This window comes from Umezawaea tangerina (assembly GCF_003002815.1).
GTDB lineage: Bacteria > Actinomycetota > Actinomycetes > Mycobacteriales > Pseudonocardiaceae > Umezawaea > Umezawaea tangerina.
Window position 1 is genome coordinate 102230 of record NZ_PVTF01000024.1, and the last position, 20763, is coordinate 122992.

General features: G+C 69.8%; 18 protein-coding genes. 9 read left to right on the top strand and 9 right to left on the bottom strand.

Features of this window, described 5'->3' with window-relative positions:
- Positions 1–8: 8 nt before the first annotated feature.
- Genes CLV43_RS45560 through miaB form a run of 3 tightly spaced genes read right to left on the bottom strand, consistent with a single transcriptional unit; the run spans position 9 to position 2898 of the window.
- Positions 9–947, bottom strand: a complete 939-nt coding sequence (locus tag CLV43_RS45560; protein WP_170156300.1) for a serine hydrolase domain-containing protein — start codon at positions 945–947, stop codon at positions 9–11.
- Complete coding sequence (locus CLV43_RS45565; RefSeq protein ID WP_106196796.1) at positions 944–1432, bottom strand: Rv2732c family membrane protein; 489 nt, start codon at positions 1430–1432, stop codon at positions 944–946. The genes CLV43_RS45560 and CLV43_RS45565 overlap by 4 nt, the downstream gene beginning before the upstream one ends.
- On the bottom strand, positions 1429–2898 hold the full coding sequence (gene miaB / locus CLV43_RS45570) for a tRNA (N6-isopentenyl adenosine(37)-C2)-methylthiotransferase MiaB (protein ID WP_211304876.1): 1470 nt from the start codon (positions 2896–2898) through the stop codon (positions 1429–1431). The genes CLV43_RS45565 and miaB overlap by 4 nt, the downstream gene beginning before the upstream one ends.
- Positions 2899–2966: 68 nt before the next feature.
- On the opposite strand from miaB, the gene CLV43_RS45575 reads away from it, so the two are divergent.
- A complete protein-coding gene (locus CLV43_RS45575; protein WP_281262211.1) occupies positions 2967–3908 on the top strand; it encodes a TAXI family TRAP transporter solute-binding subunit in 942 nt (313 codons plus the stop codon).
- Positions 3909–3940: 32 nt separating this feature from the next.
- On the opposite strand, the gene CLV43_RS45580 is transcribed toward CLV43_RS45575, so the two are convergent.
- Together CLV43_RS45580 and CLV43_RS45585 are read right to left on the bottom strand one after the other, a co-directional pair.
- Positions 3941–5323, bottom strand: coding sequence for a sensor histidine kinase (locus CLV43_RS45580; RefSeq protein ID WP_106196797.1), 1383 nt, complete (start codon positions 5321–5323; stop codon positions 3941–3943).
- A 1-nt stretch (position 5324) separates the two neighbouring features.
- Positions 5325–6017: a response regulator transcription factor gene (locus tag CLV43_RS45585; RefSeq protein ID WP_106196798.1), complete on the bottom strand. Its 693-nt coding sequence runs from the start codon at positions 6015–6017 to the stop codon at positions 5325–5327.
- Positions 6018–6179: 162 nt separating this feature from the next.
- Between CLV43_RS45585 and CLV43_RS45590 the strand changes: the two genes are divergently transcribed.
- From CLV43_RS45590 to CLV43_RS45605, 4 genes are all read left to right on the top strand, one after another.
- Positions 6180–6908: an amino acid ABC transporter ATP-binding protein gene (locus CLV43_RS45590; RefSeq protein WP_211304884.1), complete on the top strand. Its 729-nt coding sequence runs from the start codon at positions 6180–6182 to the stop codon at positions 6906–6908.
- Between the two features lie 62 nt (positions 6909–6970).
- Entirely contained in the window at positions 6971–7861 is an 891-nt protein-coding gene (locus CLV43_RS45595) for a glutamate ABC transporter substrate-binding protein (RefSeq protein ID WP_106196800.1), read from the top strand.
- A gap of 81 nt (positions 7862–7942) precedes the next feature.
- Positions 7943–8590, top strand: a complete 648-nt coding sequence (locus tag CLV43_RS45600; protein WP_106196801.1) for an amino acid ABC transporter permease — start codon at positions 7943–7945, stop codon at positions 8588–8590.
- Positions 8587–9459, top strand: a complete 873-nt coding sequence (locus CLV43_RS45605) for an amino acid ABC transporter permease (protein ID WP_106196802.1) — start codon at positions 8587–8589, stop codon at positions 9457–9459. Before CLV43_RS45600 ends, CLV43_RS45605 begins: the two co-directional genes overlap by 4 nt.
- 560 nt (positions 9460–10019) lie before the next feature.
- Here CLV43_RS45605 and CLV43_RS45610 read toward each other — a convergent pair.
- From CLV43_RS45610 to CLV43_RS45625, 4 genes are all read right to left on the bottom strand, one after another.
- Positions 10020–10772 (bottom strand): succinate dehydrogenase/fumarate reductase iron-sulfur subunit, encoded by a 753-nt coding sequence (locus tag CLV43_RS45610; RefSeq protein WP_106196803.1) that lies wholly within the window; start codon positions 10770–10772, stop codon positions 10020–10022.
- 1 nt (position 10773) lies between these two features.
- Positions 10774–12648 (bottom strand): fumarate reductase/succinate dehydrogenase flavoprotein subunit, encoded by a 1875-nt coding sequence (locus CLV43_RS45615; RefSeq protein ID WP_106196804.1) that lies wholly within the window; start codon positions 12646–12648, stop codon positions 10774–10776.
- 11 nt (positions 12649–12659) lie between these two features.
- Positions 12660–13433 carry a hypothetical protein gene (locus tag CLV43_RS45620; RefSeq protein ID WP_106196828.1) on the bottom strand — a complete coding sequence of 258 codons (774 nt, stop codon included), beginning with the start codon at positions 13431–13433 and terminating at the stop codon, positions 12660–12662.
- A gap of 95 nt (positions 13434–13528) precedes the next feature.
- Positions 13529–13819: a hypothetical protein gene (locus tag CLV43_RS45625; RefSeq protein WP_106196805.1), complete on the bottom strand. Its 291-nt coding sequence runs from the start codon at positions 13817–13819 to the stop codon at positions 13529–13531.
- A gap of 253 nt (positions 13820–14072) precedes the next feature.
- Between CLV43_RS45625 and edd the strand changes: the two genes are divergently transcribed.
- From edd to CLV43_RS45645, 4 genes are all read left to right on the top strand, one after another.
- The gene (gene edd / locus CLV43_RS45630) at positions 14073–15938 is read left to right on the top strand and encodes a phosphogluconate dehydratase (RefSeq protein ID WP_106196806.1); all 1866 of its coding nucleotides are present in this window, start codon (positions 14073–14075) and stop codon (positions 15936–15938) included.
- A gap of 574 nt (positions 15939–16512) precedes the next feature.
- Positions 16513–17136, top strand: coding sequence for a bifunctional 4-hydroxy-2-oxoglutarate aldolase/2-dehydro-3-deoxy-phosphogluconate aldolase (gene eda, locus CLV43_RS45635; RefSeq protein ID WP_106196807.1), 624 nt, complete (start codon positions 16513–16515; stop codon positions 17134–17136).
- Positions 17137–17336: 200 nt separating this feature from the next.
- Entirely contained in the window at positions 17337–19295 is a 1959-nt protein-coding gene (locus tag CLV43_RS45640) for a PEP/pyruvate-binding domain-containing protein (RefSeq protein ID WP_245887515.1), read from the top strand.
- A complete protein-coding gene (locus CLV43_RS45645; protein WP_106196809.1) occupies positions 19295–20629 on the top strand; it encodes an MFS transporter in 1335 nt (444 codons plus the stop codon). Before CLV43_RS45640 ends, CLV43_RS45645 begins: the two co-directional genes overlap by 1 nt.
- Positions 20630–20763 lie beyond the last annotated feature (134 nt).

Sequence of the window (20763 nt, forward strand, 5' to 3'; positions counted from 1 at the left end):
GGGGGCTCTCAGCGCGCTGAGAGCCCCCGTCGTGCTTGGTCGGTCAGGGCGACCAGGGCCGGCACGTCGTCGACGTTGGCCAGCGCCGCGACCGAGACGCCGAGCTCCGGCACCCGCACGACCCTGGCCGTCCAGCCCGGCCAGCTGCCGCCGTGGCCGTGCACCAGCACCCCGTCGGACCGGGTGACGCCCACGCCCCAGGCGTAGTCCAGCGGCGTGCCGTCGTCGAGGTGGCCGGGGGTGTGCACCAGCGTCCGGACGCGCCCGTCGAAGTGGCCGCCGGGCATCAGCGCGTCGTTCCAGCGCAGCAGGTCCCCGGCGGTGCTCCACGCCCCGCCGTCGCCCAGGCTCAGCGGTCGAGGCCACGGGCCGTCGCCGTCGGGGTTGGCCGGAGCGGCCTCCGCGGGGACGGCGTCGGCGGCGAACCGGGTGCGCCGCATGCCCAGCGGCTCGAACAGCAGCTGCCGGGCCAGGTCGGCGAACGGGGTGCCGGAGACCCGTTCCAGCACGGCCGCGAGGCAGATGTAGCCCGCGTTGTCGTAGCGGTGCTCGGCGCCGGGCGGGAAGCGCGGCTCGGGGCACTCGGCCAACGCCCGCAGGACCGAGGGGCTGTCCCACCCGAACGGCATGCGCTCCTGGAGCTCGGCGTCGTCGGGCAGCCCGCCGGTGTGGTGCAGGAGATGGCGCAGGCGGACGCCGTCGGCCCACCTGGGCAGGTCCGGCAGCCAGTGCCGCACGGAAGCCTCGGTGTCGACGTCGAGGAGCGCGGCGCACACGCCCACCATCTGCTTGGACACCGACGCGCAGTAGGACACGGTGTCCGCGGTGAACGGCTCGCCCGGCCGGGCGTGGCCGCGGGTCGTCGAGGTCACCGAGCCGTCCCGGTGGCGGACCACGACCGCGACACCCCGGTCGGGGCGGTCGTAGTCCGCCAGGAGGTCGGTCACAGCCCCGGTCGGGACGCCGCCAGCTTCAGCCACCGCACCAGCAGGACGAGCATGGCCAGCACCGCGACGATCAGCCCCGGCCCCGGTCCGGGACCGGGTGCGTGGCTGGTCGTCGTCTGCTGCATCCAGATGGACAGCACGCCGATGACCGAGCCCGCGAAGCAGCCGAGCGCGCAGAACCACACCACCACCCACTGCCGCAGCAGCAGGCCGAGCGCGGACAGCAGCACGCCGGCGACCACGGCGGCGAAGGCGAACAGCCTCGGCAGCGCGCCGACCCTCACCCCGTCGGGGATCTGGCCGAGCAGGATGTGCCAGCCGCGCGCCTCCCCCGCCCACGGCAGCAGCTCGGCGACGAGCAGCGCGAACACCGCGACGGCGATGAGCAGCGCGCCCGCGCCGGGGTCGACGCGCTTGGCCGCCGACTTGCCCACCTGGTCGATCTCGTCCCGCAGCCGGGACAGGTCCTCGGACTCACCGCTCACTGGACGGCGCACCCGCCGACCGCGGCGGGCAGGGGCTCGGGGGCGCCGAACGACGGCAGGCCGAGCGTGATGCCGGGTGTCTTCGGCTTGAGGCCCGCCTCGGACATGTCACCGGCCCTCGTGCGCCGGTGGCTGATCAGCGGGCCGTCGGCGACCACGTAGTGCGGCGCGCCGTAGGTGACCACGGTCTCGACCACGTCACCGGGCCGCACGGCCGCGTCGCCGGGCGTGAAGTGCACCAGCCTGCCGTCGCGGGCCCGGCCGCTGAGCCTGCGCGTCTCGGTGTCGCGCTTGCCCTCGCCGGTCGCGACCAGCACCTCGATCCGGCGGCCGACCTGCTCCTGGTTGAGCTCCAGGGCCATGGCCTCCTGCAGCTCGACCAGCCGGTCGAACCGCTCCTGCACGACCTTCTTCGGCAGCTGGTCGGGCAGCGACGCGGCGGGCGTGCCGGGGCGCTTGGAGTACTGGAACGTGAACGCGTTGGTGAACCGGGACTGGCGGACGACGTCGAGAGTCGCCTGGAAGTCCTCCTCGGTCTCGCCGGGGAAGCCCACGATGATGTCGGTGGTGATGGCCGCGTCCGGCATGGCCTCGCGCACCTTGTCCAGGATCGACAGGTACTTCGCCGAGCGGTACGAGCGGCGCATCTCCTTGAGCAGCCGGTCCGAGCCGGACTGGAGCGGCATGTGCAGCGAGTGGCACACGTTCGGCGTCTCGGCCATCGCCGCGATCACGTCGTCGGTGAAGTCCTTCGGGTGCGGCGAGGTGAACCGCACCCGCTCCAGCCCGTCGATCGCCCCGGTGGCGCGCAGCAGCTTCCCGAACGCCAGCCGGTCGCCGAACTCGACGCCGTAGGAGTTGACGTTCTGCCCGAGCAGCGTCACCTCCAGCACGCCCTGGTCCACCAGGGCCTGGACCTCGGCGAGCACGTCGCCGGGACGGCGGTCCTTCTCCTTGCCGCGCAGCGACGGCACGATGCAGAACGTGCACGTGTTGTTGCAGCCCACCGACACCGACACCCAGCCCGAGTAGGCCGAGTCGCGCTTGGCGGGCAGGGTCGACGGGAAGGTCTCCAGCGAGTCCAGCAGCTCGACCTGCGCCTCCTGGTTGTGCCGGGCGCGTTCGAGCAGCACCGGCAGCGACCCCAGGTTGTGGGTGCCGAACACCACGTCCACCCACGGCGCGCGGCGGACGATCTCCTTCTGGTCCTTCTGGGCCAGGCAGCCGCCGACGGCGATCTGCATGTCCGGGTTGGCCGTCTTCGCGGGCGCGAGGTGCCCCAGCGTGCCGTACAGCTTGTTGTCGGCGTTCTCCCGGACCGCGCAGGTGTTGAACACGACGACATCCGGCGCGACGTCCCCGGTGGCGGCCGCGTACCCGGCGTCCTCCAGCAGGCCGGCGAGGCGCTCGGAGTCGTGCACGTTCATCTGGCACCCGAACGTGCGGATCTGGTAACTGCGGGTCACTGCACCCATCCTTCCGTCGGGTTCAGGGTAGAGCGCGAACATGACACGATGCGCAGGTGTCGGGAACGGTGCGACGAGTACACGCCGCTGGGGCCGTGTTGGCCCTGGCGGCCATGGCGCTGAGCGCCTGCGGGAACGACCTGTCCGCGCTGAAGCTGACCATGGCGTCGGGCGTCGAGAAGGGTGTCTACAACCGGCTGAGCATGGCGTTGGCGGACGCCTGGACCGAGCAGCTGGGGATCGAGCACCCGCAGGTGGTGTCGACCAACGGGTCGGTGGACAACCTGGGGCGGCTGCGGACCGGGCAGGCCAACGTCGGGTTCTCGCAGGCGGACGCGGCCGAGGAGGCGGCGGGCACGCCGGGGCAGCACAAGCTGTACGCGCTGGCCCGGATGCACGACGACTACCTCCAGGTGGTCGTCCGCGCGGACCTGAAGGTGAACCGGCTGGCCGACCTCAAGGGCCTGCGGGTGTCGATCGGGTCGTCCACGTCGGGCGTGCGGCTGATCGCGGACCGGCTGCTGAAGTCGGCGGGCATCTCGCCGGACGCCGACCTGCGGGTGCAGCACCTCGACCTCAACGACGCGAGCGCCGCGATGCTCGCGGGCAACCTGGACGCGTTCATCTGGTCCGGGGGCCTGCCGACCGCGCAGGTCACCCAGCTCGCGCAGTCGGTCAAGGTGACCATGCTCGACCTGAGCGACGTCCTGACCAAGCTGCGCGCCGACTTCCCCGTCTACGGGTCGGCGGAGCTGCCCGCCTCGGCGTACAACCTGCCCGGCCAGGACGAGCCGATCACCACCCTGGTCGTGCGCAACTTCCTGCTGGTCACCGACGCCATGAGCGACGACGCCGCCGAAGCCCTGGTGCGCGGCCTGATCGAGGCGCAGCCACGCCTGGAGGCGGCCAGCCTGGCCGCGCGGTCCATCGAGATCCGCTCCGCCATCGAGACCACGCCCATCCCGCTGCACCCCGGCGCGCTGCGCTACTACCGGGACGTGAAGGTCTAGGGCGGACGTCCCCTGGCCCGGTGGTCACCGCGCTAGTCGACCGCGGGCAGCGTCACGACGACCTCCAGCCCGCCGCCCTCGGGGCTCTCCAGCACGACCTCGCCGTCCACCCGCTCGACGATCCGCCGCACGATCGACAGCCCCAGCCCGGACCCGGACACGTTCTGGTGGGCCTGGCTCCGCCAGAACCGGTCGGTGGCGCGCTCCAGCTCGTCGGCCGCCAGCCCCGGCCCCTCGTCGCGCACCGAGATCCGCACCCAGCCGTCGCGACGGCGGACGTCGACGTGCACGAGGGTGTCCTCGCGGGTGAACTTGAAGGCGTTGTCCAGCAGCGCGTCGAGGATCGCCTCGACGCCCCGCGGCGGTGCCAGGGCAGCCCCACCGCGTTCGCCGTCCAGCACGAGGTGCACGTTCTTGGCCACGGCGGCGGGCTGCCACGCGGACAGCCGTCCCGCGACGGCCCGGTCGACGTCGACCACCAGCGGGTCGACGGAGCTGGACTCGGCGCGCGCCATCGACAGCAGCTCGTCCAGGATCCGGTTGAGCCGGTCGGCCTCCGCGACCGCCGCCACCTGGTGCACCTCGGCCGACTCGTCGACGTGTCCCTCCAGATTGGACAGTCGCAGCTTGAGGGCGGTCAGCGGGTTGCGCAGCTGGTGCGAGGCGTCGGCGACGAACGCCCGCTGCGCGGCCAGCGCGTCGCCGACGTTGGCGGCCATCTGGTCGAACGACCGGCTGAGCTGGCGCAGCTCGGGCGGGCCGCTGGACGCCCCGACCGGCGTCACCGGTCTGCCCGACACCACCGCGGCCAGCAGCTTGCCGGTCGCGTCGTCGAGCCGCTCCACCGGTCGCAGGGTCCACCGGACCAGCGGCAGCGCGGCGAGGACGGCCAGCGACAGGGCGAGCGCGCTGCCGGTGAGCAGCACCGACCACCAGACCAGCACCTGGCCGCGGGCCTTGTCGGTGGGCGAGAACGTGACGACCGCGCCGCGCACCTCCCCGTCGACCAGCACGGGCTCGGCCAGCACCAGCTGCTCCTCGTCCCACGGCATCAGCACCGGCGGCGCCGAGGGCAGCCGCCCGACCAGCGCGCCGGTGATCATCTCCGACACGCCGTCCGCGTCGAGGTCCACGTCCGCCCGCGAGGCGGCCTTGACCTGGCGTTCGCGGTCGAGCAGGACGACCGTGATCCCGTAGACCTCGTCGTAGCGCTGAAGGGCCGGGACGAGCAGCTCGGGCCGTCCGTCGATCAGCGGCCGCTGGGCGACCGAGGCGAACCTGCTGGTGTCGGTGAGCCGGTCCAGGAACAGCTCCTGCTGCTCGGCCGCGGCCACCCCCCGCCCGAGCGGCCCGCCGAGCCCGACCAGCACCAGCACGACCAGTGCCAGCACGATGCCGAGGAGCCGTGAGCGCACGTCAGCCGTCGCCCGGTTCGGCGGTGGGCGTGCCCAGCCGGTAGCCGACACCGCGGACGGTCTCCAGCAGCCACGGGCGGCCGAGCTTGGTCCGCAGGGTCGCGACGTGGACGTCCAGCGTCCGGTTGGCGCCCGACCAGGTGCGCCCCCAGATCTCGGCCAGGATGCGCTCGCGGGTGCAGACCGCGCCGCCCGCCGCGACGACCAGCGCCAACACCTGGAACTCCTTGCGCGACAGCGCGACGGACGCGCCCGCGACCGTCACCTCGTGCCGCGCCAGGTCGACCCGGACGTCGCCGATCGTGAACACCTCGGTTCCGGTACCGCCGAGGCCCACCGGGTCGCCGCGGCGCCTGCGCACCGCGTGCACCCGCGCCACCAGCTCACCCACGTCGTAGGGCTTCACCAGGTAGTCGTCCGCGCCGGCGTGCAGCCCCAGGATCCGGTCGTCGATCTCGCCGCGCGCGGACACCACGATGATCGCCACGTCGCTCGCCGCGCGGATGCTCCGGCACAGCGTCACACCGTCCACATCGGGCAGACCGAGATCGAGCAAGACGACATCCACCCCTAACAATCTGTCTAAAGTACCCCTACCGGTAGCTTGACGATCTACCGTGAACCCACGTCGCGTCAGCGCCGGGACCAGCGCTTCTGCGACACGGTCGTCGTCCTCGACGAGCAGCACACGCACTGTGGTCCCTTTCGGGTAGGGGTCGCCGACCTGTGACAGAGTTGAGACCCTAAGTCTTGCTCAATGTCGTGGACTGGTGTGGTGGCGCACACCTAGGTTTTGCCCAGCGCTGACAATTGCCAGTTGGAGGATTCGATGACCGCCCCCACCACCGCACCGCCGATGATCAAAATGGCGGGCGTGGACAAGTTCTTCGGCCCTCTGCACGTTCTGAAGAACGTCAACCTGGAGGTGCCCAAGGGCCAGGTGGTCGTCGTGCTCGGCCCCTCGGGCTCCGGCAAGTCGACGCTGTGCCGCACCATCAACCGCCTCGAGCCCATCGACTCCGGCACGATCGAGGTCGACGGCCAGCCGCTGCCCGCCGAGGGCAAGGAGCTCGCCCGGCTCCGCGCGGACGTGGGCATGGTGTTCCAGTCGTTCAACCTGTTCGCGCACAAGAGCATCGTCGACAACGTGCTGCTCGCGCCGGTGAAGGTGCGCAAGGTCCCGCAGAACGAGGCGCTCGAGCACGCGACGGAGCTGCTGGAGCGGGTCGGCATCGCGAACCAGGCAGGGAAGTACCCCGCCCAGCTGTCGGGCGGGCAGCAGCAGCGCGCCGCGATCGCGCGTGCGCTGGCCATGCGGCCCAAGGTCATGCTGTTCGACGAGCCGACCTCCGCGCTGGACCCGGAGATGGTCCAGGAGGTGCTGGACGTCATGACGACGCTGGCCAAGGAAGGCATGACGATGCTCGTCGTCACCCACGAGATGGGTTTCGCCCGCAAAGCCGCGGACCGCGTCATCTTCATGGCCGACGGGGAGATCGTGGAGGACTCCACCCCGAAGGAGTTCTTCTCCGCCCCGAAGTCCAACCGCGCGAAGGACTTCCTTGGCAAGATCCTGACCCACTGAAGTCCCAGCACTCGCGACGCCCGACAGGCGTCGCCTGATCTACACAGAGCAGGAGAAGGACGATGAGGGCTCGTACCCTTGCGGCGGTGCTGCTTGCCGGCGGCCTCGCGCTGACCGCATGCGGCAAGGAAGGCACCCCTGGAGACACGGGGGGCACGGCCCCCTCGCAGGCTGTCGCATCCGACGTGAAGCTGGACGGCTCGCCGACGTTCGAGAAGATCAAGTCGCGCGGCCGCGTCGTCATCGGCGTCAAGGAGGACCAGCCCGGTCTGGGCTTCAAGGACCCGACGACGAACAAGTACAGCGGCTTCGACATCGAGATCGCCAAGCTGGTCGCCGCGAAGCTCGGCTTCGCCGAGGACAAGATCGACTACAAGGCGATCGCGTCCGCCGGTCGTGAGCAGGCCCTGATCAACGGCGACGTCGACTACTACGTCGGCACGTACACGATCAACGCGGGCCGCAAGGAGAAGGTCGGCTTCGCGGGCCCGTACTACACCGCGGGCCAGGACCTGCTGGTGCGCAAGGACGACACGGCGATCACCGGCAAGGACGCCCTCAAGGGCAAGAAGGTCTGCTCCGTGACCGGCTCGACGCCGATCAAGAAGGTCAAGGAGGAGGGCCTGACGGAGCCGGAGAACATCACCGAGTTCCAGAACTACTCGCAGTGCGTCTCCAAGCTGGCCGAGGGCTCGATCGACGCCGTCACGACGGACGACGCGATCCTCAAGGGCTACGCGGCGCAGGAGCCGGACAAGTTCAAGGTCGTCGGCAAGCCGTTCTCGAACGAGCCCTACGGCATCGGTCTGTCCAAGGAGGACACCGTGCTGCGCGGCAAGCTCTTCGACATCCTCGAGGCGGCGCTGAAGGACGGCACGTGGCAGTCGATCTACGACTCCACGCTGGGCAAGTCGGGATCCGCGGCCACCAAGCCGTTGATCGAGCGCTACTGACCCACGACGGTGGCCGGTGACCGCGCCTGAGGGCGGGTCACCGGCCATCTCTCTACCCGAGCCCACCGGCAAGGAACCCCGATGAGTCTCCTTTCCACCTATTCCGGCCTCTTCCTGAGCGCGTTCGCCACCACGTTGAAGCTGTTCGCGTTCTCGGCGGTCGGATCCCTGCTGCTGGGGACGATCCTCGCGATGATGAGGGTCAGTCCCGTGCCGGTGTTCCGGGCAGCCGGGGCCACCTACGTCACGCTGGTCCGCAACACCCCGCTGACCCTGGTGTTCTTCTTCTTCACGTTCGCCTACCCGCTGCTGAAGATCCTCAAGTTGGACTACGAGCAGGGTGCGATCGTGGCCCTGACCCTGTACACCTCCGCGTTCATCTGCGAGGTGGTCCGTTCGGGCATCAACACCGTTCCGGTCGGCCAGGCCGAGGCGTCGCGAGCGCTCGGACTCACCTTCACGCAGATGCTCGGGAGCGTCGTGCTGCCGCAGGCCATGCGGTCGGTCGTCCCGCCGCTGGTGAGCACCCTGATCGCGTTGCTGAAGAACACGACCGTGTCGGCGGGCTTCTCCGTCGGCGACGCGGGCGCCATCCAGTCGACGCTCTCCGAGGAGGGCGCGAACATGCTGGTCGGCCTGTCCTGGGTCGCGTTCTTCTTCGTGGTCCTGGTCCTGCCGCTGACCTTCCTGCAACGCAGCCTCGAGAAGCGCTGGAGCGTCGCCCGATGAGCAACGTGCTGTTCGACGTACCCGGTCCCAAGGCCAGGCTGCGCCACCAGATCCTCGCCGTGGTCGGCGTCATCGGCGTGGCGGGCATCGTCGGGTTCATCGGCTACCGCTTCTACGACAGCGGCCAGTTCGCCCCGAAGATGTGGGAGTGGCTGCAGTACACGACGATCCAGGAGCAGCTCGCCGAGCGGATCCTGGCCACGCTGAAGGCCTTCGCCCTCGGCGCCGTCATGGCCATGCTGTTCGGCGCGATCCTCGCGGCGGGCAAGCTCTCGGAGCACGCCATCTGGCGCGGACCGGCGACGGTCATCGTCGAGGTCTTCCGGGCCATCCCGCTGCTGATCATGATCTTCTTCTTCTACTTCGGCCTCCCCGCCATCGACATCAAGATGTCGCAGTTCACCGCGGTCGTCGTCGGTCTGACCCTGTACAACGGGTCGGTGCTCGCCGAGGTCTTCCGCGCGGGCATCATGTCGCTGCCGCGCGGGCAGACCGAGGCGGCATACGCGCTCGGCATGCGCAAGACCCAGGTGATGGTGCTGGTCCTGCTCCCGCAGGCCCTGCGGGTGATGCTGCCGACCATCGTCAGCCAGCTCGTCGTGCTGCTGAAGGACACCGCGCTCGGCTTCATCATCAACTACAAGGAACTGCTCGACTACGCGAAGTACCTCGGCGGCCAGGGCCAGTTCGGCAGGCCCCTGGTGCCGGTGACCCTCGTGGTGGCCGCGATCTACGTGACGATGTGCCTGCTGCTCACCTGGCTGGCCGTCACGCTGGAGAAGCGCAACCGCCGCGACAAGAAGCTCACCCCGATCGACACCAAGGCACTGGACGACGTGGCGATCCCGGCCGCCTCCCAGTCCATGTAGCGGTCTAGGCAGCGACCAGGGTCCATCGAGCGATCCGGGTCAGGCAAAGCCTGGCGCCGCGACACCTGGCGCTGTGACGGCTGGCGCTGTGAAGCTTGGTGGTCAGTCCCGAAGGGGGCGCTCCCGGAACTCCGGGGGCGCCCCTTTCGCGTACCGCTCCAGGTTCACCCGTGACCCGCACTCACCGGGCCGGCCGCACGTGCAAAGCAAGCCGCACGCACAGGGCAAGCCGCACCGACCAGGCAAGCGCGCTCACCGCACCTGCCTGCTCACCGCGCTCACCGGACGAGCCGCACCAGCCCACGAGCCTCGGTCACCTGGACCCGCGCATCCGGAACCCCTCATCTCAGGCCGGGGTCACCGGAAAGCCGCCCACCGGATGGACGACCGCGCCCTCGTCACCTCACGAGGACGAGCTGCCGTCGCATCCGCTGGACCCGTCACCATCGATACCCGCCATGACCTTCCCCTCCCACCTCGGTGCCGCCCACTGACCAACGTATCCAGATCCACGTGGTCATCCCATGGGCGATAGGCACACGATCGGGTGGAGAACCCGGTCAGGGCTGGCGGCGGAAGATCTTGTTGCCCAGCCAGACGATGGGGTCGTACTTGCGGTCGGCGACGCGCTCCTTCATCGGGATCAGGGCGTTGTCGGTGATCTTGATGTGCTCGGGGCACACCTCGGAGCAGCACTTGGTGATGTTGCACAGCCCCAGCCCGTGCTGCTCCTGCGCCGCGTCGACCCGCCCGCCCTCGTCCAGCGGGTGCATCTCCAGCTCGGCGACCCGCATGAGGAACCGGGGGCCCGCGAAGGCCTCCTTGTTCTCCTCGTGGTCGCGGATCACGTGGCAGGTGTCCTGGCACAGGAAGCACTCGATGCACTTGCGGAACTCCTGCGAGCGCTCCACGTCGACCTGCTGCATCCGGTACTCGCCCGGCGCGAGCCCCTTCGGCGGCTTGAACGACGGGATCTCGCGGGCCTTGGTGTAGTTGAACGACACGTCGGTCACGAGGTCGCGGATGATCGGGAACGTGCGCATGGGCGTGATCGTGATGGTCTCGCCCTCGGTGAACGTGGACATGCGGGTCATGCACAGCAGGCGCGGCCTGCCGTTGATCTCCGCCGAGCACGAGCCGCACTTGCCCGCCTTGCAGTTCCACCTCACGGCCAGGTCCCCGGCCTGGGTGGCCTGCAGGCGGTGGATGACGTCGAGGACGACCTCGCCCTCGTTCACCTCGACGGTGAAGTCCTCCAGCCCGCCTCCGTCGGCGTCCCCGCGCCAGACCCGGAAGTTCCCCTGGTAACCCATGTCAGCTCCCCAACTCGTCACCGGTGAGGTACTTCTCCAGCTCGCCCCGGTCGAACAGCTCCAGCAGGTCCTCGCGGATCGGGATCTGCGCCTTGACCTCGACGTCCACTTCGGACGGTCCGGTCGTCCTGCACACCAGCAGCTTGCGCCGCCACTCCGGGTCCATGCCGGGGTAGTCGTCGCGGGTGTGGCCGCCGCGGCTCTCGGTGCGCAGCAGCGCGGCCTTGGCCACGCACTCGCTCACGACGAGCATGTTCCGCAGGTCCAGGGCGAGGTGCCAGCCGGGGTTGAACTGCCGGTGGCCCTCGACGGTCAGCGTGCGGGCGCGGGCCTTCAGGCCCTCCAGCCGTTCCAGCGCCTGCTCGATCTCCTCGGCCTTGCGGATGATGCCGACGAGGTCGTTCATCGCCTGCTGGAGCTCCATGTGCAGGGTGTACGGGTTCTCCCCGCCCTCACCGGAGAACGGGGCCAGCGCGGTCGCCTGCGCCTCCGCCACGGCCGCCTCGGACGGCACCGGCCGCACCGGCAGCGCGCTCACGTAGTCCGACGCGCCCGTTCCCGCCCTGCGGCCGAAGACCAGCAGGTCCGACAGCGAGTTGCCGCCGAGCCGGTTGGAGCCGTGCATGCCGCCGGACACCTCGCCCGCCGCGAACAGGCCGGGCACCGACGAGGCGCCGGTGTCCGGATCGACCTCCACGCCGCCCATGACGTAGTGGCAGGTCGGCCCGACCTCCATCGGCTGGGCGGTGATGTCGACGTCGGCCAGCTCCTTGAACTGGTGGTGCATCGACGGCAGCCGACGGGTGATCTCCTCGGCGGGCAGCCGGGTCGACACGTCCAGGAAGACGCCGCCGTGCTCGGTGCCGCGCCCGGCCTTCACCTCGGAGTTGATCGCGCGCGCCACCTCGTCGCGCGGCAGCAGCTCCGGTGGCCGCCGGTTGTTGTCGGCGTCGGTGTACCAGCGGTCGCCCTCGGCCTCGCTGTCGGCGTACTTCTCCTTGAAGACCTCGGGGATGTAGTCGAACATGAACCGCTTGCCTTCGGAGTTCCGCAGCACACCGCCGTCGCCGCGGACCGACTCGGTGACCAGGATGCCCTTCACGCTGGGCGGCCAGACCATGCCGGTCGGGTGGAACTGGATGAACTCCATGTTGATCAGCGAGGCACCCGCGCGCAGCGCCAGCGCGTGGCCGTCGCCGGTGTACTCCCAGGAGTTCGAGGTGACCTTGAACGACTTGCCGATGCCGCCGGTCGCCAGGATCACGGCGGGCGAGGTGAACAGCGCGAACCGGCCGGACTCGCGCCAGTAGCCGAACGCGCCGGCGATCCGGCCGTCCTCGACCAGCAGGTCGCTGACCGTGAACTCCTGGAACACCCTCAGCTTGGCCTCGTGGTCGCCGGTCTCGGCGTGGTCCTCCTGCTGGAGCGACACGATCTTCTGCTGGAGGGTGCGGATCAGCTCCAGGCCGGTGCGGTCGCCGACGTGCGCGAGCCGCGGGTACTCGTGGCCGCCGAAGTTGCGCTGGCTGACCCGGCCGTCTGCGGTGCGGTCGAACAGCGCGCCGTAGGTCTCCAGCTCCCAGACCCGGTCCGGGGCCTCCTTGGCGTGCAGCTCGGCCATCCGCCAGTTGTTGAGGAACTTGCCGCCGCGCATCGTGTCGCGGAAGTGGACCTGCCAGCTGTCGTTGGAGTTCACGTTGCCCATGGCCGCGGCGATGCCGCCCTCGGCCATGACCGTGTGCGCCTTGCCGAACAACGACTTGCAGAGCACCGCCGTGCGCATCCCGTGCTCGCGGGCCTCGATCGCGGCTCGCAGTCCGGCGCCTCCGGCACCGATGACGAGGACGTCGAAGGAGTGCCGTTCCAGCTCGGCCAAGGTTGTGCTCCCTAGTTGACGAAACGCAGGTCGCCGATGACCCCGGAGGCGACGAGCGCGATGTAGAGGTCGGTCAGGCAGACGAAGATCAGCGACGACCAGGCGAGCTGCATGTGCTTGCCGTTGAGCGTGGAGATCCTCTGCCACATCCAGTAGCGGACGGGGTGCTTGGAGAAGTGCTTGAGCTTGCCGCCCATGATGTGCCTGCACGAGTGGCAGGACAGCGTGTACGCGGCGAGCAGGCCGACGTTGACCAGCAGGATGATGTTCCCGAGTCCGATGCCGAAGCCCTTCTCACCGGAGAAGGCGGCTATCGCGTCGTAGATGTTGATCAGCAGCAGGATCGAGGCCGCGTAGAAGAAGTAGCGGTGCAGGTTCTGCGCGATCAGCGGCGCCTTGGTCTCGCCGGTGTACGTCTTGTGGGGCTCCGCCACGGCGCACGCGGGCGGCGACATCCAGGCCGCCCGGTAGTAGGCCTTGCGGTAGTAGTAGCAGGTGATCCGGAATCCCAGCAGGAACGGGATGATGAAGATCGGCGGCGTGAGGAAGCCGGGCAGCTCCGGCAGCGGCTGGCCGAAGTGGCTGGCCGCCGGGACGCACTCGGCGCTCAGGCAGGGCGAGTACATCGGGGTCAGGTAGTGGTACTCCCCGACCCAGTAGTAGTCGTTCATGAACGTGCGTATCGCGGCGTAGACCGAGATCAGGCCCAGGCCCGCGACCGTCAGCAGCGGTGAGAGCCACCACCGGTCCGTGCGGAGCGTGCGCTCGGAGATCTGCGCCCTCACCAACTGGCCCACCTCGGTTTCCACGTCGTTGTGGCTGCAAAGGCCTCGGCCCCCGCGTGTTCCGGCGGGGGCCGAGGTGGAGTGTCGCAGGTCACCTATCGCTGACGATAGCCACCCAGGCCTTCGTCGTCAGCGTCCTGCCAGAGGGACGAGTCGTACGGCGTGTCGGGCACGACGACCACCTCCCGCTCGACCAGCGGCGCCTGCCGAGGCCGTGGCGGGGAGTCGATGTCGATCAACTCCGTGGCGTCGATGTCCATGCGCTCGATGTCGTTGGCAAGCCGCTGCACTGCGGCAACGTCGCCATACCGCCCGCGCAGGGAGCCGACGCACTGCCTGAGCTGACCCAGTGCACGCCTCAACTCGACGATCTCCGTGGACGTCATGCCGCACCTCCGTTGCCGAGGTCCCCGTCAGTGATCCCGACGCCGACTCTGCCTTGTCCAGAGCCTTGTGACAAGCGACACACACCAAGATTTAATTCGCACTTACCCAGGAGTTACTGAATCGGTCCCTGTATCGGTTCTGTTGGAAAACGCCCTGGTGACTTACCCTGAATGGGTCATGACCGTTCGTGCGAAGTCCGCAGCACTGTCGTCCACCGGGGCCCATCACGGCCCCTGATCACCGGAGCCAGTCATGAGCCCAACGCACCCCGTCGTCACCGAGGTGACCCGGCGCATAGCCACCCGCAGCGCCGTCGGCCGCACCGCCTACCTCGAGCGCCTGGCCGCCGCCGCGACCGAGAGCACCACCCGGAGCGGCATGGGGTGCAGCAACCTCGCCCACGGCTTCGCGGGCATCACCGGCGGCGACAAGGCCGCCCTGCGGGCGCTGCGCAAGCCGAACATCGGCATCGTGTCCGCGTACAACGACATGCTGTCGGCGCACCAGCCGATGGACGAGTACCCGGCGTGGATCAAGGAAGCCGCCAGGGGCGTCGGCGGCATCGCGCAGTTCGCCGGCGGCGTGCCCGCGATGTGCGACGGGATCACCCAGGGCCGCGACGGCATGGAGCTGTCGCTGTTCAGCCGGGACGTCATCGCGATGTCCACCGGCGTGGCGCTGGCCCACGACATGTTCGACGCGACGCTGCTGCTCGGGGTGTGCGACAAGATCGTCCCCGGCATGCTGATCGGCGCGCTGTCGTTCGGCCACCTGCCCGCGATCCTGGTGCCCGCCGGCCCCATGAGCTCCGGGCTGACGAACTCCGAGAAGAGCCGCGTCCGCCAGCTCTACGCCGAGGGCAAGGCCACCCGCGAGGACCTCCTCGAAGCCGAGGCCGCGTCCTACCACAGCCCCGGTACCTGCACGTTCTACGGGACCGCGAACTCCAACCAGCTCGTCAACGAGGTCATGGGCCTGCACCTGCCGGGCGCGACCTTCGTGCCGCCGGGCACCCCGCTGCGGCGCGCGCTGACCGAGGAGGCCGCCCGCCGCGTGATCGCGATCAGCCGCGGCGCCGAGCACACGCCGCTCGGCCACGTCGTCGACGAGCGCTCGATCGTGAACGGCGTGATCGCCCTGCTGGCCACGGGCGGCTCGACCAACCTGACCATGCACCTGGTCGCCATCGCGTCCGCCGCAGGCATCGAGCTCAGCTGGGACGACTTCTCCGACCTCTCCTCGGTCGTGCCGCTGCTGTCGCGGGTCTACCCGAACGGCAGCGCCGACATCAACCACTTCCAGGCCGCCGGTGGCGTCCAGTTCCTGGTCGGCACCCTGCTCGACGCCGGTCTGCTGCACCGCGACGTGCACACCGTCGCCGGGTTCGGGCTCGACCGGTACCGCACCGAGCCGGTGCTCGTCGACGGCGAGCTGGTCTGGCGCGACGGCCCCGCCGAGAGCCTGGACAAGTCCGTGCTGCGCGGTGTCGACGAGCCGTTCGCCGCCGACGGCGGCCTGCGCATGATGTCCGGCAACCTCGGCCGCGCGGTCATCAAGGTGTCCGCCGTCGCCCCGGAGAACCGGATCGTCGAGGCGCCCGCCCGCGTGTTCACCACCCAGGAGGGCTTCGCCGAGGCCTTCCAGGCGGGCGAGCTGGACCGCGACGTCGTCGTGGTCGTCCGCAACCAGGGACCGCAGGCCAATGGCATGCCGGAACTGCACAAGCTCACGCCCCCGCTCGGCGTGCTGATGGACCGCGGGCACAAGGTCGCCATCGTGACCGACGGCCGCATGTCCGGCGCCTCCGGCAAGATCCCGGCCGCCATCCAGCTCACCCCCGAGGCCGCCGTCGGCGGCCCGCTCGGCCGGGTCCGCGACGGCGACGTCGTCCGGCTCGACGCCGAGACCGGGACGCTGGAGGTGTTCGTCGACGCCAACGAGCTCGCCGACCGCCCCATGGTGGACTTCCCCGCGGACGCCCAGGCGTGGACCGGCACCGGACGCGAACTGTTCGCCGCCCTCCGCCGCGCCGTCGGCCCGGCCGACCGCGGCGCCAGCGTCTTCGGCCCCGTGGCCGCCTCGCACTTCGAGGGGCAGTGGGACCGGGCTTCCCGGTAGGCAGGACCTGGCTTCGGCTGGCGGTGTCGGCAGCGGCCTGATGTGGCTGCGGTTCGGCGTCGCCAGCGGCCTGATGTGGCTGCGGTTCGGTGTCGACCGCGGTCCGGCGTGGCTGCGGTTCGGCCAAGGCAGCGGGGTCGGCTTTGCCGCGGTTCGACGTGGCGGCGGTTCGGCCACGGTGCGGTTCGGCTTTGCTTCGACTCAGTTCTGCTTCGGCTCGGCCTCGGCCGGGTCGGGGCGGCCCGAGGCGGAGGTACCCCGGCCGGGTGGGTCCCCCGAGATCCACACTAGCGACGGGGTCCGACAAAACCGGTGTAGTGCCAGGTCAACGTCACGGCGGTCCGATCCCGCCACGCCGGAGGCAGGCAGCACGGCCGTCGTCGAACAAGGGTCCTCCCGTCGGGTGGGTCCCCCGAGTTCCACAGTACGACCGGGTACCGACAGTCGATCTTGACCAGGATCGGCCGTCGGTCTCCGCCAACTAGGCTGCGAACAGGGCTTCCGGCCGTGAGGCGGGGGCCGCGGACGTTTTCTCGGTGACCAGCGCCGACAACCAGACCCAGGAGGTTTCGCGGTGACCACCAGCGCGGATCTGCTCACGCTGTCCCCCGTCATCCCGGTCGTCGTCGTGGACGACGCCGACCACGCCGTGCCGTTGGCGCAGGCGCTGCTGCGCGGCGGGGTCCGGGTGATCGAGCTGACGTTGCGGACGCCCGCGGCGCTGGCGGCGATCGAGCGGGTGGCGGCGGAGGTGCCGGAGATCGTGATCGGGGCGGGGACGGTGACGTCGCCGGAGCTGGCGGAGGAGGCGGCGAAGGCGGGGGCGGCGTTCCTGGTGACGCCGGGCTGCACCGAGAGGCTGCTGAACGCGGTGGAGGACACCGGGCTGCCGTTCCTGCCGGGGGCGGCGACCGTGTCGGAGGCGCTGCGGCTGTTCGAACGCGGGCTGACGGCGCTGAAGTTCTTCCCCGCGGAGGCCGCGGGCGGCGTGGACTACCTGAAGTCGATCGGCGGCCCGCTGCCGCAGCTGAGCTTCTGCCCGACCGGCGGCATCACGCCGGAGACGGCGCCGAAGTACCTGGCGCTGCCGAACGTGGGCTGCGTCGGCGGCTCGTGGCTGGCCCCGAAGGACGCGTTGGCGGCCGGTGACTTCGGGCGGATCGAGGCGCTCGCCGCGGCGGCGTCCGCACTGCGGTAACGAGGATCACCCGCCCACTGCGCAGGACCGGCGTCCCAGTCCATTGGACATCTCACTCCACTGGACCGTGACGCCGGTCATGTATTTGATGGGCATTTGAGAATAGGGGCCCCTATCCCCGGCAAATGGGAAATCCGGCACCCGCGGCACACCCCGTCACGGTGTTACCGTTCCTCTTCCGCTCAAAGGAGGAAGAGCAAGTGCCGGACGTTGCCGCGTTGGTGGGCGAACAGCTGAGCATTTCCGCGTTCAACCAGCTCTCGGGCCGGTTGGGCGGTTACTCGTTCGTCAAGGTCGTCGTCGACCGGGTGAACTCGACGATCCACTTCATCAACAACGCCGAGCACGCGTTCCACGCGGTCTACATCGGCGAGCAGATCCTCGGCGTCTCGAAGGACGAGATGGGCCGGACGATCGACAAGTACAACCAGGGCTTCTACCACGACCCCGACCGGCGCTTCTACCTGGGGATTCTCGCCCTGCACACCCGTGAGGACCGGCGGATCTTCTCGTTGGAGACCGTCGAGGTCGACACGATGTCGTCGGACATGATCGTCTGGTTCCACCACTTCGTGCGCGACCACGTCGACCCGTCGCTGCCGCTGCTGTTCAAGCCCGCGAACCACCTCCAGGAGCAGGCCGTCGCGCAGCTGCCGCCCGCGGAACTGCCCAGGATCCTCGCCCACGAATTGTTCTCCAGCGCCCAGTTCGTCGCCTTGAACCCCGGCGAGGCGCAGGGCGGGCTGCGCGCGTTCCGGTCGGCCGACGAATACCGCGCGGCCGTCGACACGCTGGAGTGGCACGACATCATCGTGATGCACCGCGTTCCGGACGACATTCCCCGGCTCGCCGGAATCATCAACGCCGACCACACGACACCGCTTTCGCACACGAATGTGCTCGCGACCGGGTGGCAGATCCCGAACGCGATCCAGCTCGGCGCGTTCGACCTGATCGACCGCGAGCACCTCGACGGCCAGTGGGTGTCCTACCGGGTCGACGCGGCCGACGCCGAGGTCGGGCTCACGCTGATCGACAAACCGGCCGAGCTCGGCCGGCGCCCCGCCTGGTACGCCCAGCGGATCACCCTGGAGGAGCCGGAGGCGAGCTACAGCCCCATCGCCGGGCTGGGCGAGCTGCGCCACCACGACCGGCACCGCTACGGCACGAAGGCCGCGAACCTCGGCGAGCTGCACCACGTGCTCGCGGGCGGCTCGCGCAGGCTGCTCGGCTTCTTCCAGGTGCCGCGGCCGCCGCGGGAGAACCTGCTGCCGCACCTCGCCCGGCTGCTGGACGTGCCGGAGGACGCCGACCTGACGCTCGCGGCCCGCAAGCTGCTCGCTGACCGCGTCCGGGTGCCCAGGGGCGTCGCGCTGCCGTTCTCGATCCAGCAGCGGTTCCTGGAGTCCTCGCCGCGCGTCCAGCAGGCCATCGGCAAGCTGAAGATGGCCCTGGAGCTGGACGCCCGCGAGGTCGAGCCGCTCTGCCTGGAGCTGCAACGGCTGATCCGCACGACCAGGATGCCCGACCACATGCTGCACGACATCGACACCGCGCTGGTCACCCGGCTCGCGGGCGTGCGGGCGTTCGTGGTGCGCAGCTCGTCCAACGCCGAGGACCTGGCCGGGTTCTCCGCGGCGGGCATCTACGAGTCGATCAACCACGTCACCACGGCGGAGAAGATCGTCGAGAGCATCAAGGAGGTCTGGGCCTCGCTGGTGTCGCCGCGCAGCGTCCGGCTCCGCCAGCAGGCGGGCATCTCGCTCGACGACTGCTACATGGGCGTGGTCGTGCAGGAGCAGGTGGCGGCCGACTTCGGCGGTGTGCTGGTGACCACGAACCCCATGAACCGCAACGACTTCCGCAACGTCTACGTGAACGTCTCGCCGAAGGTGACCGACGTCGTGGACGGGTCGACGCAGCCGATGCAGTACCTCTACAGCACCGTCGAGGGCGGCGGCCGGACCGTGTCGCTGGGCGACGCGACCGAGGACCTCGGCAAGGCGGCGAAGGACCAGCTGCAACGCCTAGCGGTCGTCGGACGGCTGTTGCAGGCGCACTTCTCGCCGGACTACACGTTCGACTCGCCGGTCGACGTCGAGTGGCTGGCCGACTCCGACCACCTGTTCGTCGTGCAGCTCCGGCCGTACTCGATCTGATGGCGCTCTCCACGAACCCCGCCATCACGCGGGCGATCCGGCTGACCTTCGGCTTCCAGTTCTTCTTCGGCCTGCTGCTGTGGGTGCCGATCTTCTACGCCTACCAGAAGCAGCTCGGCATGAGCGACGCCGAGATCTTCGGCATCCAGAGCGTCTACTACATCGCGTTCTGCCTGCTGGAGATCCCGACCGGCATGGTCGCCGACCGCTTCGACTACCGGACGTCGCTGGTCAGCGGCGCGGGTGTGCTGGTGGCCGCGAACCTGGTGCCGGTGTTCCTCGGCTCCTACACCGGGTTCCTGGTGCACTTCCTGCTCATCGCGCTGGCCAGGTCGCTGATCTCCGGCGCGCAGAGCGCGTACCTGTACGAGTTCCTGCACGCGCACGACGCGGGCCACCTGTACCTGAAGGCGGAAGGCGTCGGCCGGTCCTACAGCCTGGTCGGCAAGATCGTGTTCTGGCCGGTGATCGGCCTGCTGATGCAGTGGAACACGCCCTCGCCGTACTGGCTGACCGCGATCAACGCCGGTATCGCGGTCGTGCTCGCGCTGAAGCTGCCGCCGATCCCCGGCTGGACGCCGACCGTCGGCAACGGCAGGACCGCGACCGTGCTGGCCGGGGTGAGCGGCGCGTTCTCGGCGTTGGGCAGGTCCCGGTGGCTGCTGCTGCTCATGGTGCAGGGCGTCGCGATGTTCACCCTGGTGCGGATCGCGCAGGTGAACCTGTTCCAGCCCATCCTGGAGGGCAAGGACCTGTCGGTCACCTGGTTCGGCTCGGTGCTGGCGGCGATGACGGTCTTCGAGGCGCTCGGCGCCGCCCGCCCGCACCTGCTGCGGCGCAAGGTGGGCGCGGCCAGGTCGGTGTTCCTGCTGACCATCGTGATGGCCGCGAGCCTCGGCCTGATCGTCCTCGTCGGCCCCGTCGTGACGGTCGTGCTGCTGTGCGCCTTCGCCGTCTCGTCCGGGGTGTCGTTCCCGATCCAGAAGCAGCTGCTCAACGACGCCATCCCCGACTCCCGCTACCGGGCCACCCTGCTGTCGATGGAGTCCATCATCGACCGCGCGGTGTGCGCCGTGGTCGCCGTCGCCCTCGGCGCCTACCTCGCCCGCGGCCGGCTCGACGAGTTCCTGGTGACGTCCGCGGTCGTCACGTGCGCGCTGATGGGCCTGCTGGGCGTACTGCTCGTAGTCTTCCGCAGGCGCCGGTCCACCCGCACGACGGCCACGACCACTACCCCGGACAGGGCAACCGCTGACAAGGCAACCGACAACGCGACCACGGACAAAGCCGTCGCGGACGGGGCAGTCACGGACAGGGCACCCGCGGACCGCTAGCACCGGTCCGGCCCCGACGTCCGGAACCCGGCGCCTAGATGTTGTGACTAGTGAGGTTGTGAACGGCGTGTCGAGTTGAACAAGCGAGGACCTCTGGGCGAAGTGGATGTGTCTGACGCATCCGATCCGCACAC

What these genes read in the sequence shown, in the direction of transcription:
- CLV43_RS45590 (WP_211304884.1), top strand. Translation starts at nt 6,180, where the DNA reads ATGATCAAAATGGCGGGCGTGGACAAGTTCTTCGGCCCTCTGCACGTT.
- CLV43_RS45595 (WP_106196800.1), top strand. Translation starts at nt 6,971, where the DNA reads ATGAGGGCTCGTACCCTTGCGGCGGTGCTGCTTGCCGGCGGCCTCGCG.
- CLV43_RS45600 (WP_106196801.1), top strand. Translation starts at nt 7,943, where the DNA reads ATGAGTCTCCTTTCCACCTATTCCGGCCTCTTCCTGAGCGCGTTCGCC.
- CLV43_RS45605 (WP_106196802.1), top strand. Translation starts at nt 8,587, where the DNA reads ATGAGCAACGTGCTGTTCGACGTACCCGGTCCCAAGGCCAGGCTGCGC.
- CLV43_RS45610 (WP_106196803.1), bottom strand. Translation starts at nt 10,772, where the DNA reads ATGGGTTACCAGGGGAACTTCCGGGTCTGGCGCGGGGACGCCGACGGA.
- CLV43_RS45625 (WP_106196805.1), bottom strand. Translation starts at nt 13,819, where the DNA reads ATGACGTCCACGGAGATCGTCGAGTTGAGGCGTGCACTGGGTCAGCTC.
- edd (WP_106196806.1), top strand. Translation starts at nt 14,073, where the DNA reads ATGAGCCCAACGCACCCCGTCGTCACCGAGGTGACCCGGCGCATAGCC.
- CLV43_RS45645 (WP_106196809.1), top strand. Translation starts at nt 19,295, where the DNA reads ATGGCGCTCTCCACGAACCCCGCCATCACGCGGGCGATCCGGCTGACC.